Source organism: Thalassospira sp. HF15 (assembly GCF_011806525.1).
Classification (GTDB): Bacteria; Pseudomonadota; Alphaproteobacteria; order Rhodospirillales; family Thalassospiraceae; genus Thalassospira.
On record NZ_JAAVKI010000007.1, the window covers coordinates 44,994 to 69,360 of the forward strand.

General features: G+C 55.3%; 27 protein-coding genes and 1 tRNA gene. 8 read left to right on the forward strand and 20 right to left on the reverse strand.

Features of this window, described 5'->3' with window-relative positions:
- Positions 1 to 4: 4 nt before the first annotated feature.
- The 6 genes from HED22_RS15740 (at position 5) to HED22_RS15765 (ending at position 6,191) form a co-directional block, all read left to right on the forward strand.
- Positions 5 to 787: an ABC transporter ATP-binding protein gene (locus tag HED22_RS15740; protein ID WP_167723966.1), complete on the forward strand. Its 783-nt coding sequence runs from the start codon at positions 5 to 7 to the stop codon at positions 785 to 787.
- A complete protein-coding gene (locus tag HED22_RS15745; RefSeq protein ID WP_167723968.1) occupies positions 784 to 1,491 on the forward strand; it encodes an ABC transporter ATP-binding protein in 708 nt (235 codons plus the stop codon). The genes HED22_RS15740 and HED22_RS15745 overlap by 4 nt, the downstream gene beginning before the upstream one ends.
- 12 nt (positions 1,492 to 1,503) lie before the next feature.
- Positions 1,504 to 2,514: a branched-chain amino acid ABC transporter permease gene (locus tag HED22_RS15750; protein ID WP_167723969.1), complete on the forward strand. Its 1,011-nt coding sequence runs from the start codon at positions 1,504 to 1,506 to the stop codon at positions 2,512 to 2,514.
- A complete protein-coding gene (locus tag HED22_RS15755; protein WP_167723971.1) occupies positions 2,511 to 3,842 on the forward strand; it encodes a branched-chain amino acid ABC transporter permease in 1,332 nt (443 codons plus the stop codon). Before HED22_RS15750 ends, HED22_RS15755 begins: the two co-directional genes overlap by 4 nt.
- A 270-nt stretch (positions 3,843 to 4,112) precedes the next feature.
- On the forward strand, positions 4,113 to 5,033 hold the full coding sequence (locus HED22_RS15760) for a DMT family transporter (RefSeq protein WP_254870123.1): 921 nt from the start codon (positions 4,113 to 4,115) through the stop codon (positions 5,031 to 5,033).
- A 132-nt stretch (positions 5,034 to 5,165) separates the two neighbouring features.
- Entirely contained in the window at positions 5,166 to 6,191 is a 1,026-nt protein-coding gene (locus HED22_RS15765) for a DMT family transporter (RefSeq protein ID WP_167723973.1), read from the forward strand.
- Between the two features lie 103 nt (positions 6,192 to 6,294).
- Here HED22_RS15765 and HED22_RS15770 read toward each other — a convergent pair whose 3' ends face one another.
- Entirely contained in the window at positions 6,295 to 6,873 is a 579-nt protein-coding gene (locus tag HED22_RS15770; RefSeq protein WP_167723975.1) for a TetR/AcrR family transcriptional regulator, read from the reverse strand.
- A gap of 78 nt (positions 6,874 to 6,951) precedes the next feature.
- Here HED22_RS15770 and HED22_RS15775 point away from each other — a divergent pair, with 78 nt between their 5' ends.
- Positions 6,952 to 7,743, forward strand: a complete 792-nt coding sequence (locus HED22_RS15775) for a crotonase/enoyl-CoA hydratase family protein (RefSeq protein ID WP_167723978.1) — start codon at positions 6,952 to 6,954, stop codon at positions 7,741 to 7,743.
- Between the two features lie 52 nt (positions 7,744 to 7,795).
- Here HED22_RS15775 and HED22_RS15780 read toward each other — a convergent pair whose 3' ends face one another.
- The 19 genes from HED22_RS15780 to cysE form a co-directional block, all read right to left on the reverse strand.
- The gene (locus tag HED22_RS15780) at positions 7,796 to 8,251 is read right to left on the reverse strand and encodes a GNAT family N-acetyltransferase (RefSeq protein ID WP_167723980.1); all 456 of its coding nucleotides are present in this window, start codon (positions 8,249 to 8,251) and stop codon (positions 7,796 to 7,798) included.
- Positions 8,251 to 9,561 (reverse strand): diguanylate cyclase, encoded by a 1,311-nt coding sequence (locus HED22_RS15785; RefSeq protein WP_217701901.1) that lies wholly within the window; start codon positions 9,559 to 9,561, stop codon positions 8,251 to 8,253. The genes HED22_RS15780 and HED22_RS15785 overlap by 1 nt, the downstream gene beginning before the upstream one ends.
- A gap of 145 nt (positions 9,562 to 9,706) precedes the next feature.
- A complete protein-coding gene (locus HED22_RS15790; protein WP_167723982.1) occupies positions 9,707 to 11,086 on the reverse strand; it encodes a dicarboxylate/amino acid:cation symporter in 1,380 nt (459 codons plus the stop codon).
- A gap of 328 nt (positions 11,087 to 11,414) precedes the next feature.
- A complete protein-coding gene (locus HED22_RS15795; RefSeq protein WP_167723984.1) occupies positions 11,415 to 11,858 on the reverse strand; it encodes a hypothetical protein in 444 nt (147 codons plus the stop codon).
- A gap of 2 nt (positions 11,859 to 11,860) precedes the next feature.
- A complete protein-coding gene (locus HED22_RS15800; RefSeq protein ID WP_167723986.1) occupies positions 11,861 to 12,247 on the reverse strand; it encodes a helix-turn-helix transcriptional regulator in 387 nt (128 codons plus the stop codon).
- Positions 12,237 to 12,596, reverse strand: a complete 360-nt coding sequence (locus HED22_RS15805) for a hypothetical protein (protein ID WP_167723988.1) — start codon at positions 12,594 to 12,596, stop codon at positions 12,237 to 12,239. The genes HED22_RS15800 and HED22_RS15805 overlap by 11 nt, the downstream gene beginning before the upstream one ends.
- 488 nt (positions 12,597 to 13,084) lie before the next feature.
- Positions 13,085 to 13,161, reverse strand: a tRNA-Met gene (locus tag HED22_RS15810).
- 195 nt (positions 13,162 to 13,356) lie between these two features.
- Positions 13,357 to 14,502, reverse strand: a complete 1,146-nt coding sequence (gene mnmA, locus HED22_RS15815) for a tRNA 2-thiouridine(34) synthase MnmA (protein ID WP_167723990.1) — start codon at positions 14,500 to 14,502, stop codon at positions 13,357 to 13,359.
- 129 nt (positions 14,503 to 14,631) lie between these two features.
- Positions 14,632 to 15,336 (reverse strand): thiaminase II, encoded by a 705-nt coding sequence (gene tenA / locus HED22_RS15820; RefSeq protein WP_167723992.1) that lies wholly within the window; start codon positions 15,334 to 15,336, stop codon positions 14,632 to 14,634.
- 122 nt (positions 15,337 to 15,458) lie between these two features.
- Entirely contained in the window at positions 15,459 to 15,656 is a 198-nt protein-coding gene (gene iscX / locus HED22_RS15825) for a Fe-S cluster assembly protein IscX (protein ID WP_167723994.1), read from the reverse strand.
- Positions 15,657 to 15,711: 55 nt separating this feature from the next.
- Positions 15,712 to 16,047, reverse strand: coding sequence for a ferredoxin family 2Fe-2S iron-sulfur cluster binding protein (locus HED22_RS15830; protein WP_008890652.1), 336 nt, complete (start codon positions 16,045 to 16,047; stop codon positions 15,712 to 15,714).
- 154 nt (positions 16,048 to 16,201) lie between these two features.
- Positions 16,202 to 18,100, reverse strand: a complete 1,899-nt coding sequence (hscA, locus tag HED22_RS15835) for a Fe-S protein assembly chaperone HscA (protein ID WP_167723996.1) — start codon at positions 18,098 to 18,100, stop codon at positions 16,202 to 16,204.
- 25 nt (positions 18,101 to 18,125) lie between these two features.
- Entirely contained in the window at positions 18,126 to 18,746 is a 621-nt protein-coding gene (gene hscB / locus HED22_RS15840) for a Fe-S protein assembly co-chaperone HscB (RefSeq protein ID WP_167723998.1), read from the reverse strand.
- 146 nt (positions 18,747 to 18,892) lie between these two features.
- A complete protein-coding gene (locus HED22_RS15845) occupies positions 18,893 to 19,234 on the reverse strand; it encodes an iron-sulfur cluster assembly accessory protein (protein ID WP_167723999.1) in 342 nt (113 codons plus the stop codon).
- A 44-nt stretch (positions 19,235 to 19,278) separates the two neighbouring features.
- Positions 19,279 to 19,683: a Fe-S cluster assembly scaffold IscU gene (iscU, locus tag HED22_RS15850; protein ID WP_167724001.1), complete on the reverse strand. Its 405-nt coding sequence runs from the start codon at positions 19,681 to 19,683 to the stop codon at positions 19,279 to 19,281.
- Between the two features lie 74 nt (positions 19,684 to 19,757).
- A complete protein-coding gene (locus tag HED22_RS15855) occupies positions 19,758 to 20,981 on the reverse strand; it encodes an IscS subfamily cysteine desulfurase (RefSeq protein WP_167724003.1) in 1,224 nt (407 codons plus the stop codon).
- Between the two features lie 28 nt (positions 20,982 to 21,009).
- Positions 21,010 to 22,137, reverse strand: a complete 1,128-nt coding sequence (locus HED22_RS15860; RefSeq protein WP_167724006.1) for a cysteine desulfurase family protein — start codon at positions 22,135 to 22,137, stop codon at positions 21,010 to 21,012.
- Between the two features lie 49 nt (positions 22,138 to 22,186).
- Positions 22,187 to 22,669 (reverse strand): Rrf2 family transcriptional regulator, encoded by a 483-nt coding sequence (locus HED22_RS15865; RefSeq protein ID WP_167724008.1) that lies wholly within the window; start codon positions 22,667 to 22,669, stop codon positions 22,187 to 22,189.
- Positions 22,670 to 22,749: 80 nt separating this feature from the next.
- On the reverse strand, positions 22,750 to 23,469 hold the full coding sequence (gene cysE / locus HED22_RS15870; RefSeq protein ID WP_167724010.1) for a serine O-acetyltransferase: 720 nt from the start codon (positions 23,467 to 23,469) through the stop codon (positions 22,750 to 22,752).
- Between the two features lie 245 nt (positions 23,470 to 23,714).
- On the opposite strand from cysE, the gene HED22_RS15875 reads away from it, so the two are divergent.
- Positions 23,715 to 24,353 carry an alpha/beta hydrolase gene (locus HED22_RS15875; RefSeq protein WP_167724013.1) on the forward strand — a complete coding sequence of 213 codons (639 nt, stop codon included), beginning with the start codon at positions 23,715 to 23,717 and terminating at the stop codon, positions 24,351 to 24,353.
- The last annotated feature ends 14 nt before the right edge of the window (positions 24,354 to 24,367 follow it).

Genomic DNA, 24,367 nt, shown 5'->3' on the forward strand with positions numbered 1-24,367 from the left:
CCCAATGATACGGGTCGAAAACATCGCCAAGAATTTCGGCGGCATCCAGGCGGTCGATGGCGTATCGCTATCGATCGAAACAGGCTCCATAACCGGCCTGATCGGGCCGAACGGGGCTGGGAAAACAACGCTTTTCAACATTATTGCGGGCGTCTTTCCGCCGTCTTCGGGGAAAATTTTCCTTGATGGCGAAGACGTTACCGAGCTGGAACCCCACCAACTGTTCCACAAGGGCCTGCTGCGTACGTTCCAGATTGCGCACGAATTCTCGACACTGAGCGTGCTGGACAATCTGATGGTGGTTCCCGGCGAACAACCGGGTGAACAACTGCGCCATAGCTGGTTTAACTATTCACGCGTCAAAGAAATCGAAGCCAAAAACTACGAGCGCGCGCTCGAAGTGATTGATTTCCTTGAGATCGACCATATCAAGCATGAACTGGCCGGTAACCTTTCAGGCGGTCAGAAAAAGCTGCTTGAACTGGGCCGCACCATGATGGTCGAACCGAAAATCGTCTTTCTTGACGAAGTCGGCGCTGGCGTGAACCGTACGCTGCTGAACACCATTGCCACCTCGATCAAGCGCCTCAATGAGGAACGCGGATATACCTTCTGCCTGATCGAGCATGACATGGACTTCATAGCGCGCCTGTGCGACCCCGTCATCGTCATGGCCGAGGGCAAGCTCCTGACGCAAGGGACGATTGAAGAGGTCAAGAACAACGAGGAGGTCATCGAGGCCTATCTCGGAACGGGTCGCAAGCATGAACGGAAGGCGCAGTCATGAGTTTCTTAAGCGCAACCGGTATGACCGGCGGCTATGGCGGGACGGATATCCTGCATGACTGTACGATCACCGTTGAAAAGGGTGAAGTCGCAGTCGTTGTCGGCCCGAACGGTGCCGGTAAATCAACAGCCATGAAGGCGGTTTTTGGCATGCTGAACCTGCGTGAAGGTTCAGTTGTTCTTGATGGCAAGGACATCACCAGTCTTGCCCCGCAGGATCGCGTGCCACAGGGCATGGGGTTCGTGCCGCAGAACCGCAACGTTTTCGTTTCGATGACGGTGGAAGAAAATCTCGATATGGGGGCCTTCATCCGCGACGATGACGGGATCGAGGAAACCAAGCAGCAGATTTTCGATCTGTTTCCAATTCTTGGGGAAAAACGCAACCAGCCCGCAGGCGAGCTTTCCGGCGGCCAGCGTCAGCAGGTTGCCGTTGGCAGGGCATTGATGACGCGGCCAAAGCTCCTGATGCTTGACGAGCCAACAGCTGGTGTCTCGCCAATCGTGATGGATGAACTGTTCGACAAAATTCTGGAAGTCGCCAAAACCGGCGTTGCCATCCTGATGGTTGAACAGAATGCCCGTCAGGCACTGGAAATCGCCGATCACGGTTTCGTTTTGGTACAGGGACGCAACCGGTTCACCGATACGGGCGAAGCCCTTCTCGCCAACGAAGAAGTCCGCCGGTCCTTCCTGGGCGGATAAATGGGGTATTGAATGGAAATCCTTAACGCACTTGCGCTGTTTGCCAATTTCGTGGTCGTTCCGGCGACCGCCTATGGCGCACAGCTCGCCCTCGGGGCGCTTGGCGTCACACTTATTTTCGGCATCCTACGGTTTGCCAACTTCGCACATGGCGAGTTGATGTCGTTTGGCACCATGATCACCATCCTGGTCACCTGGTTCCTGCAGAATATGGGCGTTTCTATCGCCCCGTTTCCGACCGCCCTTCTGGCATTGCCGATTGGTGTTCTGGCAGCCATCAGCATGGCACTTGTCACGGACCGGATGGTCTTCCGGTTCTATCGCAAGCAACGCTCCAACCCGATTGTGTTTGCCATCGTGTCGGTCGGCGTCATGTTCCTGATCGCAGGCATCATCCGTATCGTCATCGGCCCGGCCGATCAGAGCTTTGCGGATGGTCAGCGTTTCATCATCGGCGCCTTTGACAGCCGCCGGGCCCTTGGCCTTGATGAAGGCATCGCAATCAAGCAAAGCCAGCTGATCACGGTTGTTGTCACGGCTGTCGTTGTCGCCTGGCTGTTCTGGTTCTTGCAGAAAACCCGTTCGGGCAAGGCCATGCGCGCCTATTCCGATGATGAAGATCTGGCACTGCTTTCGGGGATCAACCCGGAACGCGTTGTCATGATCTGCTGGGTCATTGCTGCTGCACTGGCAGCGATTGCCGGGACGCTTTACGGCCTTGATAAGACTTACAAGCCGTTCATCTTCTTGCAGATCCTGCTGCCGATCTTTGCGGCCACCATTCTGGGCGGCATCGGCCAACCGGTTGGTGCGATCCTTGGCGCGTTTATTGTTGCCTTCTCCGAGGTGACGGTAACCTACGCCTTCAAGAAGTTCCTCGCCTATCTCGGCCCTACGGATTGGGCGCCAGAAGGCCTCGTGCAACTGCTGTCTACTGACTACAAGTTCGCGGTCTCCTTCATCATTCTGGTCGCGGTTCTCTTGATCCGACCAACCGGTATTATTCGTGGGAAAGTGATATGACGAAGAGAGTTGCGCTCCTATATGGCCTTATGTGCCTGGTGTTGATCGCGATCGGCTTTCTTCAAAGCTGGAATGTCGCCTTTGGCATCTTCAATCTTTGTGTGATCTCGGCGGTGATGGCGCTTGGCGTCAACATGCAGTGGGGTTATGCCGGCCTTTTCAATGTCGGTGTGATGGGCTTTACCGCGCTGGGTGGTTTGACGGCCGTTCTGGTGTCGATGCCGCCGGTTGGTGAAGCATGGTCGGTGGCTGGCGGGGATATTGCCCTGTCGGTACTCAGCCTTGTGGCGACCATCGTGGCGGTCATATACGCCCGCCGTGTCGTCCCGCCTGCGCTTAAGCTTCCGGTGACGATCATCCTGTTGCTGGCAGGGTATTTCCTGATTGGTGTGTTCTTTGGTCCGGCGACCGATGCGATTGAAAGCATTGACCCGGCCCTTAGTGGTTACCTTGGCGGTGCGGGCTTGCCCGTCCTTGTGGCCTGGCCGATTGCCGGTCTGGTGGCAGCGGGTGCTGGCTGGCTGATCGGGCGTATCGCGCTTGGCCTGCGTGCCGATTATCTGGCGATTGCCACCCTTGGTATTTCCGAGATCATCATTGCGATCATCAAGTACGAAGAATGGCTGTCACGTGGCGTTAAGAACGTCACCGGCATTCCGCGCCCGGTGCCCTATGAGGTCGACCTGATCGAAAGCGAATGGTTCATCAGCCTGGCCAACTTCTTTGGCGCCAACGAGGTTTCCGATGCCGCCGGTCTGTTCGTCAAACTGTGCTATGCAGTGCTGTTTGTCGTCGTTCTGGCGATCATCATGTGGTTCGCAGAACGTGCGTTGAAGTCCCCGTGGGGCCGTATGATGCGCGCGATCCGTGACAACCGTGATGCGGCAGCCGCGATGGGCAAGGACGTCAAACGTCGTCACTTGCAGACCTTTGTTCTGGGGTGTGCGGTGTGCGGTATCGCCGGTGCGATGCTGACCACGCTTGACGGTCAGCTGACGCCGACCAGTTACATCCCGCTGCGCTACACCTTCCTGATCTGGGTGATGGTGATTTTGGGTGGATCGGGCAACAACTGGGGCTCGATCCTCGGTGGGTTCATCATCTGGTTCCTGTGGGTCGAAGCAGAGCCGTTTGGCAACTGGTTCATGACCACGATCACTGCACCGCTTGGTGAACAGTCGGAACTCGCACAGCATCTTGTCGCCGGTGCGGCCTATATGCGCTATCTGATGATGGGTGCGATCCTGCTGGTTGTAATGCGCTTTGCGCCAAAGGGGCTCATCCCCGAAGCCACCAACAGATCAACAGCAATGACACGGTCTTCCTGACCGAACATCCAAAAACGGGGCGGATACATTGCAGTATCCGCCCCGTTTCTTTATCTGCGTCGTGCACGTGCACCTTCCCCAAGAATCTGAAAAACAGCGCAAGAACGTGAAAGCCACACCAAGTTAATTATGGCCTATTGGCAGGTAACGGATATACCCCACATATCCGAAGATCCCTGATTGGTCCCCGCGCGCCACCAAGCTGCGAGACCATTGTGCCTTACCCCTCGTGCCACCCGTGTTTTTGCACGTGCTGTTTTGAAAGCCCCGATGATGACAGCCCTTTTATTCGTGATCGTCACCGCCTGCTGGGGATTTACCTGGTATGCGATCAAACTTCAGATCGGCCCCATCCCGGTTGAAATTTCGATCTTCTATCGCTTTGCGCTGGCGGCTGCGGTTCTGTGCGGTTTCCTGCTGCTGACCCGCAAATGGCGAACAGTGCCGTGGCAAGCGCACCCGTGGATCGTGCTTCTGGGTTGCGGGTTGTTTGGCATCAACTTTATCCTGATGTATTCGGCAACCGGCTATATCGCGAGCGGCATTGTCGCAGTCATCTTCACCACCTCGACCATCTTTAACGCGCTGGGCAACTGGGCCTTTTATGGTAACCGCCCCGGTTTGCGCTTTGTGTTTGGCGCGGCGTTTGGGCTTGGCGGCATTGCGTGTCTGTTTGCCAATCAGATTTATGCCCTGTCGCACAATGCCAATGCGATCACCGGCATGCTGTTCGCACTTGGCGGCACGGCGGTGTTTAGCTGCGGCAACATGGTATCGGTCAAACTCAACCGCATGGGCATTCCCAACCGCGACGCTGTCGCGCGTGGCATGATCTATGGCACAGTCTTGTTGTTCATCTTTGCCATGCTGCGCGGCCAGACCCCGGTAATGCCGACAGAGCCGCTTTATATCGGTGGATTGCTTTATCTCGCCATTCCGGGTTCGGTCGTGGCGTTTATCGCCTATCTGGCGCTGGTCAACCGGGTTGGTGCGGGCCGTGCGGCCTATGTCACCGTACTGTTCCCGGTTGTCGCGCTGACAGTCTCGACCTTCCTTGAAGGCTATGTGTGGACACCGATCGGCGCGACCGGGCTTGCGATGGTGTTGCTCGGCAATATCACGATCTTTGCCAAGCTTCCGAAATTCATTGGTGTGCGGAATAAAACCCTTGTCGTGGAAGAGCGGATATAATTGTCTGATGATTAAAAACGGGACCAATAGGTCCCGTTTCTTTTATCCCACGTCCATGTCCGAAACTGGCGAGCAGCATCGGGCTGATCCGCATAGTCTGCGTTGGTCATCAACATACCGACGGAGCCCGCGATGTTGCCCCACGAAAACGCCACCCGCCTGCTATCGCTTGAAAACGAAATCGCTTCACATCGAACCTGTCGCGGTACTGATACCCGCAAAAACGCTCCTGCTGCACGCGGCCCCCATCCCACCCCGTCCGCGCCAATCATGGATCGCATCAGCTGGTTGATGCTGATCACCCTCTCTATCCTGTGGGGCGGATCGTTTTTCTTTACCGAAATTGCGCTTGTCGATCTGCCTCCGCTGACCCTTGTGCTTTGCCGGGTTTTGATCGCGGCGATGGTCCTGTGGTGGGTGGTGTTGCTGCGTAATATTGCGATCCCGCGCGATCCGAAATTCTGGGCGGCGGTTGCGGTGATGGGCGCACTGAACAACCTTGTGCCATTCTGCCTGATTGTCTGGAGCCAGACCCATATCACCAGCAGCCTTGCCGCCATCCTTAACGCCACCACCCCGCTTTTCACCCTGCTGATTGCCCATGTTGCGACGGATACGGAAAAGCTCAGCCTGCGAAAAGTCATCGGTGTTCTGATCGGATTTGGCGGCGTGATCGTGATTTTCGGTGTTCCGACATCAAGCACGATTGGCCTGCTTGCGCCGGCAGCGGTCTTGCTTGCCGCCTTCAGCTATGGCTGTGCCGGTGTGTTTGGCCGACGTTTTGGCACGACCCCGCCGATCCTGACCGCAGCCGGCATGACCAGCGCATCCAGCCTGATGCTCCTGCCCCTGTCGTTCCTGATTGATCAGCCATGGCATCTGCCGGTTCCCGGCACAAGCACCATCCTTGCCGTGCTGGGCTTTGCAACGCTCAGCACCGCACTGGCCTATATCCTGTATTTCGCGATCCTCAAGCGTGCCGGAGCATCGAACCTGCTGCTTGTCACCTTCCTGATCCCGGTCAGCGCGATTTTGCTGGGGGTCGGGTTTCTGGGTGAAATACTGATGATGCAGCACATCATCGGCATGGTCGTGATTGGTGCAGGACTGGCGGTCATTGATGGGCGTCTTCTGCGTCGCACGAAACAAAAGCCCTGATCATCCAACCAACGGAAACGGCCGGGAGGTTCCGGAATATTTCGGGAGCTTCCGGCCTTTCCGTTGGGAATTGATTGGCAAGGATGGATCAGCGTTACAATGATTACCTGACCATTGCAGCCGTCACCAGTTGCCGCGCCGCAACAGCAGCGGCATCGGCATAATCCGCATCACGATGCATGAGCAGGATGGCAAATGTTCCTTCCATCAGCACAACGATATGGCGTGCAATGTCCGCCGGGTTGTCGATACCGGCCTCTGTGAATTTTACGGTCAGCCAGGCTTCGAACTTCTTTTTGTGACGTGCACCAACCAGCACGGCGGGATGGCCTGGCATATTGGCAAGTTCTGCCACCGTCCGCTGAAAACCACAGCCCTTCCATTTCGGATGACGTGCCCCTTTCCCGACCCCGGTGAAAATCGCCGCGACCTTGTCGGCAACAGTTCCATCGCAGGCATCAAACCATTGCGCAAAAATTTCCAGATTTGGTTGATCGCGAGATTCCAGATAGCTCGCGACCAGATTGTCCTTGCTTGGAAAGTGGTAATAGAGCGTCTTCTTGGTAATCCCGGCTTTCTCGGCGATGGCATCGACGCTCGTTGCCCTGATTCCCTCGTTATAAAACAAGGTGTTGGCAGCAGTAAGAATGCGGTCGCGGGTTGATGGGCCTTGCCGTTTCATAGGTATACTAACCAGTGAGTGTAAAAGATATTCTATCACTGCTACCAATCCTCGATCTTGTCAATATTCGAGGAAGCCATGACCGATTGCATCAAAATGGACGTCACCGAAAGAATCGCCCTTCTGACACTCAACAGACCTGAAAAGCTCAATGCGCTAAACTACGAAACCAACGACCGGATGATCGAATTGCTTGATTTGATCGAGGATGATCAATCCATCCATGCGGTCATTCTGACGGGGGCCGGGGATCGGGCCTTTTCGGCTGGTGGCGATATTCCTGAATTCGCAAAATCAGTGCGCAAAGGTGCGGACGTCGCGATCAAGGAATTCGTTCGCCGCGGCCAAGGCATGACCGCACGACTGGAATCCTTTTCCAAGCCCATCGTGGCTGCTGTAAACGGGATTGCCTTTGGCGGCGGCTGCGAAATCACCGAGGCGGTGCATCTGGCGATTGCCAGTGACCGGGCGATCTTTGCAAAACCCGAAATCAATATCGGCATTCCGCCGACGTTTGGCGGCACGCAGCGGCTACCAAGGTTGGCCGGGCGCAAACGCGCGCTGGAGTTGTTGCTGACAGGCGACACCTTCTCCCCCGCCAGAGCTTACGAGCTGGGGCTTGTGAACAAGGTCGTCCCGCACGAAGACCTGCTGCGCGAAGCCTATGGGTTGGTCAACCGCATCCTGCGCCATTCCCCGCTGGCAGCGGCACGGATCATCACAGCCGTCACGCGCGGTATCAATTTGAGCATTGCCGAAGGATTGCAGGTTGAGTCCGAACAATTCGCCCGGATGGTCACCACCGATGACATTCATGAAGGTTTGAATGCGTGGATAGAGCGCAGAACACCGTATTACACCGCAACCTGATCCAGACGAAGGAGGGATGGTAAAAACCGTCCCTCCGAACTGCCTTTGATCCTCAATCCTTAAGCGCTCGCTCATACACCACCCAGTTTGAGGCGTTGCCGACCCGATCATAAAGCCGCCGTGCTGTCGCGTTGTCGTCCGCCGTGATCCAGGCCAGCTTGAACCAACCGCGTGCCCGCGCGATATCTTCAAGCGACGTCATCAGGGCTTCGGCCACGCCCTGACGCCGGGCGGCAGGTGCGACGTAAAGATCATCAAGTTGCCCAAACCAGGCACCGGTCAAGGTTTCCGGCACAGCGCGATATTGCGCAAATCCGACAACCTGATCGTCCTTCAGCGCCAACAGGCATTCCATTGGCCCTTCGGGATCCGTGATCCAGCCCCAGCTTGCTTCAAGTGCTGCGTCAGACGGGGCACAGCCATAAAATGCCATATATGCCTGAAACAGATCGGCCCAAGCATCCCGGTCAATTGGGCTGGCCGGGCGAATGTCGATTGCGGCGGCCATCAGTCTGCGAACTCCCAACCGATATGATAAAGGTTCGTTCCCTTTGCCTTGGCAACATACATCGCCTGATCAGCGATATGGATCAGGGTATCAAGGGTTCGGGCATGTTCCGGGTAAATCGCGATACCAAGGCTGGCCCCCACCCGATAGGTGCCCTCACCCTCTTCTATCGGGGGCGATAGCGCCCCAAGGATCTTCTCGGCGATGGCATGCACTTCGGCGTCACTTTCCAAATCCTCAAGAATTATCGTGAATTCATCGCCGCCAATGCGGGCCACGGTATCAGATGCGCGGATCGCATTGATCAAACGCTGTCCGGTATTGATCAGAATGCGGTCGCCCGCAATGTGGCCGAGCTCATCATTGATCTGCTTGAAACCGTCCAGATCGATAAACACAACAGCGGCCTGCGTCTTATGGCGTTTGGCGCGATCAATCGCCGTTCTCAGCCGATCCTCAAAGAGGAACCGGTTGGGCAAGCGGGTCAAAGGATCATGGAAGGCAAGGTCACGGATTTGATCGGTTTCCGCGCGTTCTTCGGTAATGTCGCGCACAACACCCATCATTTTGACGACTTTACCGGCCTCATTCTTGGTCACGTTGCCGGTTTCGCGCAGCCACCTGATGGTGCCATCAGGCCAGATAACGCGGTATTCCTCGTCATGGTTTTCGCCGGTTTCAATGCAGCGGATTTCACCTGCACGCACGTGCTCCTTGTCATCGGGATGCACAGCATCACAGAACAGGGAATAGGTCGGTGTTACCTCGCCCGGTTTATAGCCAAACATGCCATAAATCGCGTCCGACCAATAAAGCTCGTCCGTATCAATGCGCCAGTCCCAGGTCCCGATGCGGGCAAAATACTGGCTTTGCTTGAAGCGTTGTTCTTCCTCGGTCGCGCCCGGCCGGATACGCGAAAGATCGCGCACGATCAGCACGGTCTCACTTCGATCCTTCAGCGCCAAAAGCGTCACCGTAACCGGAAAAATCGAACCATCCGTGCGAACGGCGTCAGCCCGGTATTCGATTTGCGGCAGTGCGTCACCACTATCGGGAAAGCCCGTTAGCAGATCGGCGAGTTTCAGCCCCACAACCTCCCGGCCAAACATCGCTTTGGCGGTCGCGTTGAGACGCTGCACAGAACCATCCGCACCAAGCGTCACGATGCCGTCGGAAATCATCGCCATCACGGCATCAGACAGCTCCTGGCGCGCACTTTCCCGCCTGCGCAAACGGGCGGCATAGGCCAACGCAGCAACGGCAACAACGACAAGGCACAGGGAAATGGACAAATAGACGGCGTCGGGCATTGGTGGGTGCAGGCTTCCCAAACTGAGTATCGTTCAGAGTATAACTATACATTGGTAGGGTGGAAAGCCAGCACAACAATGAAGCCTGATCTCTGGCGCGAAAAAAACACCGGACAAGCTGCAACCGTTGCTGCCTGGCCCGGCGTCAGGTGGCATCACCGCCTGTTTGGGTTTGTTCATCCTTGTTTTCAATGTCGCTTCTGTCGTCCTGATCCATGCGATCAAGAACGAGACAGGCCACCAGATCACCGCTCACATTAAGCACGGTTCTGCTCATATCAAGAAGCCGGTCCACGCCCATGATCAATGCGATTCCGGATGCCGGAACACCGATGGACACCAGAATGGTCGACAGGATCACGATCCCCACCCCCGGTGTTGCCGGGGAACCGATAGACGCCCCAACCGACGTCAGGACGATCAGAACCAAACCGGCCGCGCCGATTTCAACGCCAAAAACCTGGGCAATGAAAATGGCGGCAACCCCCTGATAAAGGGCCGTACCATTCATATTGATTGTCGCGCCAAGCGGGATGACAAACTGGCTGATGTTTTTTCGCACCCTTAGCGGCCCCTCCGCCGTCCTGATCGAAAGGGGCATCACGGCGGCCGAGCTGGACGTCGAGAATGCCAGTAACATCACATCCTTTGCCGCATGCAGAAACGTCTTGGGCGACACACCGGCATATATCCTTGCAACCGCCAGCAAAATGCCAAGCATCAAACACAAGCCAACCAGAACCGTCGCGACATAGACCAGCATGCCCAGCAATGCCTGTGGCCCGGTATCGGCGGTCAATCGTGCCATAAGCCCGAATACGGCAAAGGGTGCCAACCACATGGCCCATTTCACAATGGTCAGGCAGACTTCCTGCAAACTTGCCAGCAAATCAAGGACGGGGCGCGCCTTATCCCGCTGCATGACAACAAGGGCAACACCAAAAATACTGGCAAAGATCACCACCTGAAGCATGTTGCTTTCAACCATTGAAGACAACGGGTTTGACGGCAAAAGCGTCAGAACATGGTCGGGCAAATCAAGGATACCCGCCCCACCACCTTCTGCAACATCACCGGGCGCATCAATCGCACCGGCAAGGCCCAGATTGCTCGCATCAACATAGTCGCCGGGACGGACAAACAGCGCCAGTGCAACCCCGATCGTGACCGAGACAGCAGTGGTCAGAACGAAAAACAGCGTCGCACGCACGCCAAGCCGTCGCAGCTGGTCAATATCATCGGATGAACATAACCCGCGGATGATCGAGGAAAATACAAGCGGGATGACAATCATCTGGATGAGTGCGAGGAAAAGATGCCCCGGAAAGGCCAGCCAGTTGCCAACGACCGCCGACGTTTCCTTGGACAATAAGCCGGTGGTCGGCCCCAGCAGAAGACCGGTGCACACCCCGGCCACCATCCCGACCAGCACCTGAAGCCAAAGCCGCCCGTGGACCAATGACTGTAGCGAATAGGCAAACGGCAGCAATGACCGACGCCGTAAACGGTCCCCTCCGGCTGTCATCATCCATCTCCGGTTCAAAACATAAACTTCGGCGCCAGCTTACCTTATCGGCAAAGACCCGGTCCAGTTGGTCAAAGTGGTCATCCGGAAAAACCGAGGTGACGTTAATTAGATGATCGGATTACGCGGCTTCAGAGGGCGGGAGTTGTAAAAATCGGCTTTTAGGCTGTTTTTGTCCTTGGGCCGGATCCGGCGGAGACCGAAAACGGGGACTGCCCCCTTTTTCGACTGGAGAAAAAACACGAGTTAGTTTTGGTCTGTAACTTTCGTTTCGACAACAGTACGTTCGCACAAATTTTCAAAACTGCATCATAGCGATTTCAGCTCTCTAGTCTTCGGTAATTTCTTCTCGCTGATCCTGCTCTAAAGTAGAAATACCAACATACATTGCACCAGAGAACTTCTTCTCTCCATCAATAGAGACAAACACGGCAAAATCCCCCTCCTCCGCAGGAAAATATTCTGTCCTAGTAAATGTACGGAACGCTATCAAAGGCCGTTGCTCACTAACGACTTCCTGAAGTTCGTCTGGCGCATTGATTTCCAATTCATCTACATAAACACTCTCACCCGGAGCATGGATTTCAATCTCAACCTTCGAGTCAGCAGAGGGTTTTTCAAATAACCGCACCCAAAGTCCGATAACGAGTTTAGTTATGTTGGAATCAATACCCTCAAGCATCATATGAGTATGTCCGCCATGAATGACCATCCGACCGTCTTTCAACTGGTCAATGGCTTCCGCGAAGATACAGAACGTGTCAAACTTCATACTTAGGACCCTGAGGACAGAACATATAAATCTTTTTTTCCAGCTTTCACTGAAACCGTTTCGTTTTGTTTCATCTTGGTGGGCTTGGTTACATACCAGTTAGAAGATTTGTATTCTGGCGCATTCTCAGGCCGAATTTCGACATCTACATAACAACCCAGAGCCGTTGCAAAATCGGAGAGCGTCTCTAGTGTCATATTATGAGGAGACTTTAAACGTCTGCTGACAAACGATTTATGTTTCCCGAGCCGATCAGCAAGTAATGTCACCGACACGCCGTCCAAATCAATCGCCTCTTTAAAGGCATGGACGAGTTTGTCCTGGACATCGTGCAACAAATCCGCCCGAGCCAATTCATACTCACAAATTTTCGGTGGTTCATAGGACATCTTTTGGTAACTCCGAGGTAATACAAGGCGGTGGATCAAGATTTATATTTTTTATAAAATCCATCACTATTTCCTTGTTATCTTTGAAACCCTTAGGATTGAGTTCGGACCGCAATGCACCAGTCACAGCAATAAAAACGTTCTTCTTATAAAAGTATCCAAAAATTCGAACACCCTGTGGCCGGAACGTCCAAACTGGTTGCCGAACATCTAATTTCTTATATTCGTCCGTAAGAACGAAACGTTCGCCTATAATAAAACGTTTTAACAGACTATGTGTGTAAACGCTTGGTGAGACGCGATGTCCTCTTTCTCGAGGCACACTTGGCAAATATTCATCGAACCACACCCTTAGATCCGGACTAATATAAATTGAGCGCTGGCGATGCTCCCGCACTTTCAGTGGGGGCTTGTAGTCGAACAGATCTCCGTTGTCCGTTACATTTGATATTGTTGCCATAAAAGTCAACTACCAATTCGGATATATCATCTATGCCAATTGTTCATGCGCTTCAAATTTGACCAAACATCAATCAGAATCACTTAATAAAACTATAAGCAGCAAAACACCTCAAGAAAAGACACCCATCAAACAAACACTTGTGTTCCGAAATATCGAAATCACCTCACTGTGACGCTTCTCTGGAGGGAATTGCAAAAAAACCAGCCTTTGGGCTGCTTTTTATCCTTGGGCGTTGCCCGGCGGACCGTTGCGCTTCGCGCAACGTCTCTCGAAAGCTGCGTCCCTCGCTTTCTCGCGAACCAGGGGGTTTAAGCCCTCTCCTGCCGCGTGCGAATCAAAGAAGCCCTGAACCGTTGGTTCAGGGCTTCTTTGATTGGTAGCGGAGGAGGGACTTGAACCCCCGACACGCGGATTATGATTCCGCTGCTCTAACCAGCTGAGCTACTCCGCCACAAGCAATTTTGTGGTGCTCCGCGCGGTGCGGAACGAGGCGGTTTTTAAGTCAGGGAGCCGTCCCCGTCAAGCGCCTTTTTGCCGATTTTGTCAAAAAACCTTTCGGTAAAACTTCTGGCAAAACTTCTGGTGAAACTGGCGGGCGAGGAACATCTGCCCTCGCCCGTCCTATTTGGTCATCAGGCGTGATGGATCAGGCAGCGCTTGCCGCCCCGCCGATCAGCTCTTCGCGGGTGATCCAGCCACCGCCAAGGACACGTTCGCCCTGATAGAACACACCCGCCTGCCCCGGTGCGATGCCAAACTGCGCATCGTGCAGTTCAATGCGGGCTTCGCCAGATGCTTCGGGGAAGATGGTGGCTGTGGTCGGCTGCATAGCAGAGCGCAGTTTGACTTCGACCTCAACCCCGTTTTCATCAATCTGATCGCCATCAAGCCAGTTAAGCTCGCGGACATAGACCAGTTTCTTGGCCAAGGCCGCCTTCGGCCCGACAATCACCTGACGTTTTTCCGGCGAGAGTTTGACGACATAAAGCGGTTCTGCCGTGCCACCGATATTAAGCCCACGCCGCTGCCCGACCGTGTAATGGATCAGGCCGCGATGATCGCCCAGCACATTGCCATCAAGGTCAACGATCTCGCCCGGCTCGCCCGCTTCGGGACGGAGGCGTTCGACCAGACGGGCATATTTGCCATCCGGGACAAAGCAAATGTCCTGACTGTCGGGCTTGTCCGCAACTTCCAAACCGTATTTGGCCGCCAACGCACGGGTTTCTGCCTTGCTCATCAAATGACCCAGCGGGAAGCGCAGGAAATCGAGCTGTTCCTGGGTGGTGGTGAACAGGAAATAGCTTTGATCACGGTTGGGATCGGCCGCACGGTGCAGTTCGGCCCGACCATTGGCGCCGAGTTTACGCTGCACATAATGGCCGGTTGCCATGCAATCGGCCCCAAGGTCATAGGACGTTTCAAGCAGATCGCGGAATTTGACGGTCTGATTGCATTTCACGCACGGGATCGGGGTTTCGCCGCGCATGTAGCTATCGGCAAAATCATCAATCACTTCTTCGCGGAAGCGTGATTCGTAATCGAGCACGTAATAGGGAATGTCGATATCCTCGGCCACCTTGCGCGCATCATAAATATCGCGCCCGGCACAACAGGATTTCGCACGGGTCGGGGCATTGGCCCCCATATCATAAAGCTGAAGCGTGATGCCCACCACGTCATAGCCTTCTGATTTCAGAAGGGCTGCAACGGCAGAGCTATCCACCCCGCCCGACATGGCGACAACCACGCGGGTATCTTCCGGGGCTTTATCAAAGCCAAGACTATTCATTTTTCCCACCCATCTGCGGGTCAAGGCCGCAGCGACAAGAAGTTGTACAAAGATCGATCTCAAACGACCAACGGGCAGCGCGTACGCCACCCGTGACGGTTTATTCGGGCTTATATAGGCGATATTGGCCTATTTTGCCAGATCAAGTCCCATCTGCCAGAAATCGGCTTCTAGGCGGCTTGCCATCGTAAAGGTTTCGACCAGCCCTTCGAGGCGGCGATGCCCCCCACGCGTGGCAGAGGTATGTTCAAGCAACTCGATCTCGGCCTTTGCCACGTCCTGAAATTCATCGGACGCGTACATTTCAATCCATGCCCAATATGGATTGCCTTCAAGCACAGTATCAGAACTTGCCATCAGGCGGTTTGCGATTTCGGCATAGCCCACCATACAGGGCATCAGGGCGACCTGAAGGTCCACCACATCGCCTTGATGACCACGATCGAGCACATAGCGGGTATAGGCGACACAGGCGCGGGCCTCGGGCTCAGCGACGATATCAGCCTCGGACAGGCCCCAGCCTTTGCAGAAATCGAGATGCAGGCTCATTTCCATATCAAGGATGGCATGCACGGTGCCGGAGAATGCGCGCATGGCATGCAGGTCTTCGGCCTTATAGACCGCAAGCGCATAGGCGCGCGAAAACTGGATCAGAAACAGGTAATCCTGAATGAGGTAATGCTTGAATGCGGCTTCTGGCAGGGTGCCGTTGCCAAGCTGTTTGACGAAGTCATGCGTGACATAGCTTTGCCATGCTTCGGGGGCGCAGGTGCGCAATTTGCCAAACAGGCTGTTAACCGGGATGATATCGGTGAAGGTGGCGGGTTGACCCATGATGGTGCTTTCCCTTTTTTCTGTTTGCTCAAACAAAAACGGACCAGCCCGCATTTTGCAGGCCGGTCCGGTATTTCGTGATCAGGGTGCAGGCCATCTGGCGCACATCACGCTCATCAAAATCAGTCTTCGCGCTCGTCGATCCAGGCCATCTGGATGGCTTCGAGGATTTTCTCGTTCGATTTCGCGGGATCGTCTTCGAACCCTTCAAGCTCCGTGACCCATTTATGCAGGTCGGTAAAGCGAAGGTTGAGGTTATCCTTGTCAGGATGGGCGTCCTCAAGCTCGATCGCGATGTCCTGAATGTCTGTCCAACGCATATCCGTCTCCTTTGGTGCCGGGGCGGCATGCCGCCCGGTCAGCAGAAGGTGAAACTTACTTGTCGACCATCATGTTGCGGGTCGCGGACGGCAGTTTGACACGCAGACCGTCAAGCTCGTCGCTCATGATGATCTGGCAGCCAAGACGCGAGGTCTCGGTCAGGCCAAAGGCAAGATCAAGCATGTCTTCTTCGTCTTCGGACGGCTCGTCCAGCTTGTCAAACCAGTCATCTTCAAGAATGACGTGGCAGGTCGAGCACGCCAGTGACCCTTCGCAGGCCCCTTCAAGGTCAATGCCGTTCTTGTGGGCGGCTTCCAGAACAGACAGGCCGTCGGCAACTTCGAATTCCTTTTCGGTGCCATCCGGCTCAACAAAAACGATCTTAGGCATTTGTGCCTTTCTCCTCGATAATACTTTTCGTTCGATCTCTGTTAGTGCGCCCCACTTTGCGGTGCGCTTATCCGGCCTGACCTTGGCGGTTGTCGGGGACAATCGCCGCAGTTCGCCGGTTTGTCAATTCCACCGGTGTCGATTAATTCACTTCTTAGTTCACTTCATCGACATTTTGCCCGGCCAAGGCCTGGCGGATCCGGCTATCCATTCGCGCCTCGGCAAACGGGCGCGATGCATTTTCAAGTGCCTCGGCGGCGTCATTGATCGCATCGCGGTCCTCGCCTGCCATGGCTGTTTCAAGGTTGGCAATCGCCTGATTGATATTGGCCTCGTCTTCCTTGGTCAGAAGGGCGCGATCAGCCTCCATCGCGGCATTGACCGCCAGGATGTTGCGGCGCGCCTCAACGCGGGCCTCGGTCAGGACGCGCATTTCCATGTCTTCGCGGGCATGAACCATGCTATCGCGCAGCATGTTCGCCATATCGCTTTCATTGATGCCATAGGTCGGCTTGACCGCGACTTCCTGTTCGGTGCCGGTGGTTTCTTCGCGTGCCGAAACAGTCAAAAGGCCATCGGCATCGACGTTGAACTGCACGCGAATGCGCGCAGCCCCGGCGGCCATCGACGGAATCCCGGTCAGGGCAAAGCGCGCCAGTGAACGGCATTGATCAACCATTTCACGTTCGCCCTGCACCACATGGATCATCATGGCCGACTGGCCATCCTGATAGGTGGTGAATTCCTGTGCCTTTGACACAGGGATCGGGGTGTTGCGGTCAATGACCTTTTCAACAATCCCGCCCATGGTTTCAAGGCCGAGCGACAGCGGGGTCACATCCAGAAGAAGGTTGTCAGAACCGCCTGTCAGCGCCTCTGCCTGAAGGGCCGCGCCAAGGGCAACAACTTCATCCGGGTCGATGTCAGAAAGCGGTTCCTGTTCAAACAGATCGGCCACCGCCTTGCGCACGGCAGGCACGCGCGTGGAGCCGCCCACCAGCACCACACCCTTGACGTCCTCAGCCAGGACATCGGCGTCATCAAGAACCTGTTCGGTGATGGTCGCTGTACGCGCGACCAGCTTGGCGATCATCGCATCGAACTGATCGCGGGTAATACTGTGTTTGGTTTCCGTGCCGTTCAGCGCCACGGTAACGTCGACACTGTCCTGATCGGTCAGGCTTTCCTTGACCGTGCGCGCGGCCTTCAGCAGGCGTTTGGCGTCCGACGCATCAAGGTCATCGGTTGCCCCGCCATCCTTGCGCGCGGCCAGAAGATGTTCGGCAATGGCGTGATCGAAATCATCGCCGCCAAGGGCCGCATCACCACCGGTGGCTTTTACCTGGAAGACGCCCTTTTGCATTTTAAGCAGCGAAATATCGAAGGTGCCACCGCCAAGGTCATAAACAGCATAAAGCCCCTCTGCCCCGTTATCGAGGCCATAGGCAAGAGCCGCTGCGGTTGGTTCATTGACCAGACGCAGGACTTCGATCCCGGCCAGCTTGGCGGCATCCTTGGTCGCGGTGCGCGCACCATCATCAAAATAGGCCGGCACCGTGATCACGGCCTTTTCGACCGGCTGATCAAGGCTTTCTTCGGCACGGGCACGCAGTGCGCGAAGGATATCGGCAGAAACCTCCACCGGGGTCAGAACACGATTGCCGACATTCAGGCGCACCATCATCGGTTCGCCATTCTCGGTTTCGGATTTTTCCGGCACTTCGACGTGATAGGGCAGCGTACCGGCGATTGTTTTGACGTCCTCAATCCCGCGGCCCATCAGGCGCTTGACCGAGGACACAACACGGCTGGCATCGGTATTGATCTGATCACGTGCGGCTTCGCCGACCAACGGTGTGTCATCGCCATAATAGACAACAGACGGCACAATCGCATTGCCACCGGATTTATCGCGCAGAACTTCGGGCTTTTCGGAGTTGGAAATCGCAACCACCGAATTGGTGGTTCCAAGGTCGATCCCGACAGCGATCTGGCGTTCATCCTCGTGCGGGAGGGGTGTTTCGCCGGGTTCGTGGATTTTTAGCAGGGCCATCTTTACGTCCAGTCTTTTTGTATGATCAGGCAGCGGCAAGGCGCGATTTCTTCGCGCGCGCTTCCTCGGTCATTTTCACGAGATACCTCAGACGGGTAGCCAGTTTCTTGGCCGCGTCATAGGATTTTCTGTCAAAGGCGGTGCCCAGTTCCTTCTCACAGGCACGCGCCTGTTTGCGGGTATCCTTGATCATCGCATCGATGGTGGTCTTGTCCGCCGCGTCATCAAGGGCCTCGCGCATTTCCATCGCTTCCATCAGAAGCTCCGGATCATTGACGGTATGGCCTTCGCCGCCTTCGGGCTCATGACCGGCCTGACGCAGCATGTAATGCGCACGTGCAACCGGGTTCTTGAGCGTCTCGAACGCTTCATTGAGGCTTGCGGCCTGCTGCGATGACAGCGCCTGCTCACGGCCGGATTTTGAGGCAAACCGGTCGGGATGGAGCATTTGTTGCTGTTTGAGATAGGTCGCCTCCATCGCATCGACATCAACGTCAAAGCTGTGATCCAGACCAAAGCGGGTAAAATGATCCAGCTGGCCGGGGGCCTGAATGGCGTTGCAGGTTTCGCAAAACAGTGCGCTGGCCGCGACCGGCCCCTTGCAGGACCAGCAAACCTTGTGCGCAGATTGTTCGGTATTGCTCACGCGATGCACTTCCGAGGATTTAAAGACAAAAACAAATCAGTTTAAAAAGGTGACCGGAATTCGGTCAGATCACCCTTTTCAGGCGATGGCCCCGGCGATGTCGCCAGGGCCATAACCATTCAGAAAGCAGGGAAAGCCCGGCCTGATCAGACGTGGAAGGATTCACCGCAACCGCAACGACCTTTTTCGTTGGGGTTCCGGAAAACAAAGCCTTCTTCCATCTTGTTGACCTCGTAATCCATCTCTGTGCCAAGCACGAACATGATGGCTTTGGGGTCGATCAGGATTCTCACGCCGTCATCAAGTTCGACGACTTCTTCAAAGCCATCGGCACCATCCGCATATTCCAGCGTGTAGGACAGGCCCGAGCACCCTTTGCTGCGCACACCAAGCCGGATGCCATGCGAAGGTTTCCCACGGCTATCAAGCAGCGCCTTGATGTGATCAAGGGCGACCGGTGTGACAGAAATTGGTGACGGTAGAGCCATTTTATTCTCCCAATATTCCGAAAACGATGGGAACGTGACGCTGCTTATTCAGCAGCGTCAACGTCCGCTGCGCCGTTTTTGGTTTTGTAGTCGCTGATGGCGGCTTTGATCGCGTCTTCAGCCAGGATCGAGCAGTGAATTTTCACTGGCGGAAGAGCCAGTTCCTGCGCAATCTGCGAGTTCTGGATCGCACCGGCTTCGTCAAGCGACTTGCCTTTGACCCATTCGGTGATCAGCGAGCTCGACGCAATGGCCGAACCGCAACCGAAGGTCTTGAACTTCGCATCTTCAATGATCCCTTCCGGGGTCACCTTGATCTGCAGCTTCATGACGTCACCGCAGGCCGGTGCACCAACAAGGCCGGTACCAACAGACGTTTCGTTCTTGTCCATGGAACCAACGTTGCGCGGGTTTTCGTAATGGTCGATCAGCTTTTCACTATAAGCCATGATAGGAATCCTCCTAAAAGTCCTGTGTCTCTCTCACGAGATTGATTACGTCAAACGTTTGTTTTCGGCCGTGCTTAGTGTTCAGCCCACTCGATCGACTTGATGTCGATGCCTTCTTGCGCCATTTCCCAAAGCGGGCTCATTTCGCGCAAACGCTCAACTGCGGTGCAGATCGCGTCAACAGCTTCGTCGAGCTCTTCCTTGGTGGTGTAGCGACCAATGCCGATACGAAGGGATGTATGGGCCAATTCTTCATCAACACCAAGAGCACGCAGAACATATGACGGTTCCAGCGATGCCGAGGTGCAGGCAGAGCCTGACGATACGGCAATGTTCTTGATGTCCATCAGAAGGCTTTCACCTTCGACATAGGCAAACGAAATGTTCAGGTTGCCGGAAACACGCGCGTGCTCGTCACCATTGACATAGATGTCTTCAAGACGATCACGGAAACGCTGCAGGGTGTAGTCACGCAGCTTTTCGATGCGGGCGTTTTCTTCGGCCATTTCATTGGACAGAATGTCACACGCCTTGCCAAGACCGACGATCAGCGGGGTCGGCAATGTACCCGAACGCATGCCGCGTTCCTGACCACCACCGGTGATCTGGGCAATGACACGTACACGCGGGCGACGGCGAACATACAGCGCACCAATGCCTTTCGGGCCATAGATCTTGTGACCGGAAATCGACATCAGGTCGATTTTCATGTCATCAACATCAAGGTCAATCTTGCCAACCGCCTGCGCACAGTCGGTATGGAAGAAGACTTTGCGTTCACGGCAGATTTCACCGATTTCCTTAAGCGGCTGGATCACACCGATTTCGTTGTTCACACCCATGATAGACACAAGTGCGGTTTCGTCGGTGATGGCAGCTTTAAGCTCTTCAAGGTCGATCAGGCCGTTTTCCTTAACGCCAAGATAGGTCACTTTGTAACCTTCCTGCTCAAGGTGACGGGCACTGTCGAGCACACATTTATGCTCGGTCACGACCGTGATCAGATGCGGCTTTTTCTTGCCATAGAACTTCATCACGCCCTTGAGTGCGAGGTTGTTTGATTCGGTCGCACCCGAGGTAAAGATGATTTCCTTGGCCGATGCGCCAATGATCTTGGCAACCTGGCCACGTGCAACTTCAACCGCGTCTTCTGCTTCCCAGCCAAAGCTGTGGTTGCGTGAATGCGGGTTACCGAATTTCTCGGTGAAGTATGGCAGCATTGCCTCAACAACCCGCGGGTCGGTCGGCGTCGTTGCCTGGTAGTCCAGATAGATCGGCTTTGCTTTAAGCTCGTTCATTTTAAAGGCTTCCTCACTCACTCTCTTGTCAGGCAGCGTGACGCGCTTTTTTACGCGCTGCATTGCCCCTCATCCGGCTCCAAACGCGGACAAATGTATCAATATCCTCTTTGGTGCTTTCCAGCCCCAGACTGACCCGAATGGCCGAGCCTGGCTCGTCAACACCCATCTCTTTGAGTACGTGGCTTTCACGTACTTTGCCTGATGAACAGGCTGATCCCGAACTGATGGCCACACCTGCCAGATCCAGCGCCATGACCTGGGTTTCCCCGGGCATTCCAGGCAAGATCAGGCAACTTGTATTCACCAGTCGATCCGTTCCCTTGGCGGCAATCAGAAGCTCTGGCGCCTCTGATGCCAATTCTGTTTCGAGACGGTCGCGCAAGGTTGCGATATCCGCCATCTTTGCCATGTTGGCTTCGGCACGTTTGGCCGCGGCTTCAAAGCCTGCAATGCCGACAACGTTTTCCGTACCACCACGACGGTATTTCTCCTGCCCGCCACCCCGGATCTGGGGGACCAGCATCACGCCCGGTGCAATCGCAAGCGCGCCAATGCCTTTGGGACCGCCGATCTTGTGGGCCGAGACCGACAACATATCGACCAGCAAGCGGCCCATATCGACCGGCATCCGGCCCAACGCCTGTACAGCGTCGCAATGGACCTTGGCACCATATTCGCGCGCCAGCAGACCGACCTTGGCAACCGGCTGGATAACGCCGGTTTCGTTATTGGCCAGCATGACCGACACCAGAACCTTTTGCCCCGCCTCGGATGCGTCTTTGAGCATCGCATCAAGGGCCGCCAGATCAATCACACCATTGGCATCGACCGGGATGCGCTTGGCATCGCTTCGTGCTTCAATGACCGATGGATGTTCAACCGCACTTGTAAATACGGTGACATCTTCCAGTCCGTTCAATGCCAGATTGTTGGCCTCTGTCCCGCCACTGGTGAAGACGATCCGTTCTGAATCACCACCCAGCAAATCAGCAATGGTGCGCCGGGCATGATCAACGATCTTGCGGGCCGCACGGCCACTGGCATGAACCGACGACGGATTACCTGCCACATCCATCGCAGCGATCATGGCCTGCTTTGCTTCCATGCAAAGCGGCGCGCTGGCGTTGTAGTCGAGATAAACCTGCTCGGTCATCAGTTTAAAATCATCCTTATTCGCATCTGCCCTCGATATAGAGGAGCATTTACTGCGCCGCAACCTGCGACGGTTCTTCGATCTGGGTTGTATTACCGGTGAAAGACCGAAGCGTTCCCGCCACGTTGCGATCCACCACATCGGCAAGACTGACAGAGGCCAGATACAGGTAAATCTGATTACCCAACTCTTCCCACAATGCGTGGGTCTGGCAGCGGCCCTTGTTGGTCTTGCAGCCTTTTGGCGAACCGGATTTGCAACGGGTTGCGCGGATCGGCTCATCGACAGCCAGAATGACATCGGCAACACGGGTTTCCGTGGCTGTGCGTGCCAGCAGATACCCACCGCCGGGACCACGCACGGAACGGACCAGACCGCCCTTGCGCAATTTGCCAAACAGCTGCTCGAGATATGAAAGTGAAATTTCCTGACGGTCCGCAATATCTGCAAGTGCGACCGGTCGGTCCTTGCTGCTTTCAGCGAGATCGACCATCGCCATAACGGCATAGCGGCCTTTTGTACTCAGCTTCACGGTGCGTCCTCCTGCCTTGCTTTCGGGTTACCCCATCAGCGGGCTTGTTCATTCACATTGCGCGGCTTACTACGCAAATTCTATTCCGATGATGCGACGATACGCGGTTTCTCCGGTGCGGGTTCCTCGCCGGCTTTTTCAGCCTCAAGCGCCACGACCTTGTCGCGCAGCGTCTGAACTTCACGACCGAGTTCATCAAGGGCACGTGCCACCGGATCGGGCAGATCGCCAATCGGCGTACCATAGGCGCAGAACCGGTCATCCTGTTCGCGGCGCACGATCTTGGCCGGGATACCAACGACAGTCGCACCTTCGGGTACTTCGCTCAGAACCACGGCATTGCCGCCAACACGTGCATTCTTGCGCACGGTAAACGGACCCAGGATCTGTGCGCCGGACCCGACAATCACACCATCCTCAAGGGTCGGGTGACGTTTCAGGCCGCGCTGGCCATCGCTGTTGACACTGGGTGACGTCCCGCCAAGGGTAACCCCCTGATAAAGCGTGACATCATCGCCAAGTTCGGCGGTCTCGCCGATCACAACACCCATGCCATGGTCGATAAAGAAGCGTTTGCCGATCTTGGCACCCGGGTGAATTTCAATCCCGGTAAGCCAGCGCAAAATCTGCGACAGGAAACGTGCTGTCAGGCGGAAACCACGCTGCCAAAGCCAGTGCGTACCGCGATATCCCATGATCGCATGGAACGCCGGATAGCTGATCACGACTTCCCAACGGGATCGCGCCGCAGGGTCGCGGGCAATCATCGCGTCAATTTCCTGACGAATTAGCTTGAACATGGGGCGGTCCACTGTGTAATTAGTACCTTCGATTCCCGGCAACCGAACCTACGCCCGACCTCGCGCAAATCGCGAAAGCGGGTGAGACAGGCACCATCGGGTTAGCCGGAATATAGGATAACCGAGTAACTTGGTCAAGTATTTGCCCAAAGCAATTTATGCGCAAACACGAAAAAACTCACAAAAACACTCGGATATTTTTGTTACACACATCTTTCCATTCGTGGACAGGAGCAGTCTGATCCATGCCTGAGGTCATTTTTAACGGCCCCGAAGGTCGCCTTGAAGGTCGCTACCATCATAACGGCGCTGACGATTCGCCCATCGCACTTATCCTCCATCCGAACCCGCAACAGGGTGGCACAATGAATAACAAGTTGTGCTTCAACATGTTCAACATGTTCAAGGATCGCGGCTATTCCGTGATGCGCTTCAACTTCCGCGGTGTTGGCCGTTCGCAGGGTGTGTTCGATCAGGGGATCGGCGAACTCTCGGATGCGGCATCCGCCCTTGACTGGATGCAGACATACAACGCCAATGCACGTGCAACATGGGTGGCTGGCTATTCGTTCGGTTCCTGGATCGCGATGCAGCTTCTGATGCGCCGCCCGGAAATTGACGGCTTCATTTCAGTCGCTGCCCCGGCAAGCGAGCATGACTTCACTTTCCTTGCTCCCTGCCCGTCTTCAGGCATTCTGATCCACGGAACGCAAGACACCAACATTCCGGTCGCCTCGGTCAACAAGCTTGCCGACAAGCTTAATGCCCAGAAAGGCATCGAAGTTGACATGTGCGCGATTGACGGTGCGGACCATTACTTTGCCAAACAGCAAGATGATGTGATCAAGCATTCGGCTGCCTATCTCGACAAGCGCGGCGCGTAAGCACCCCGCCTGCT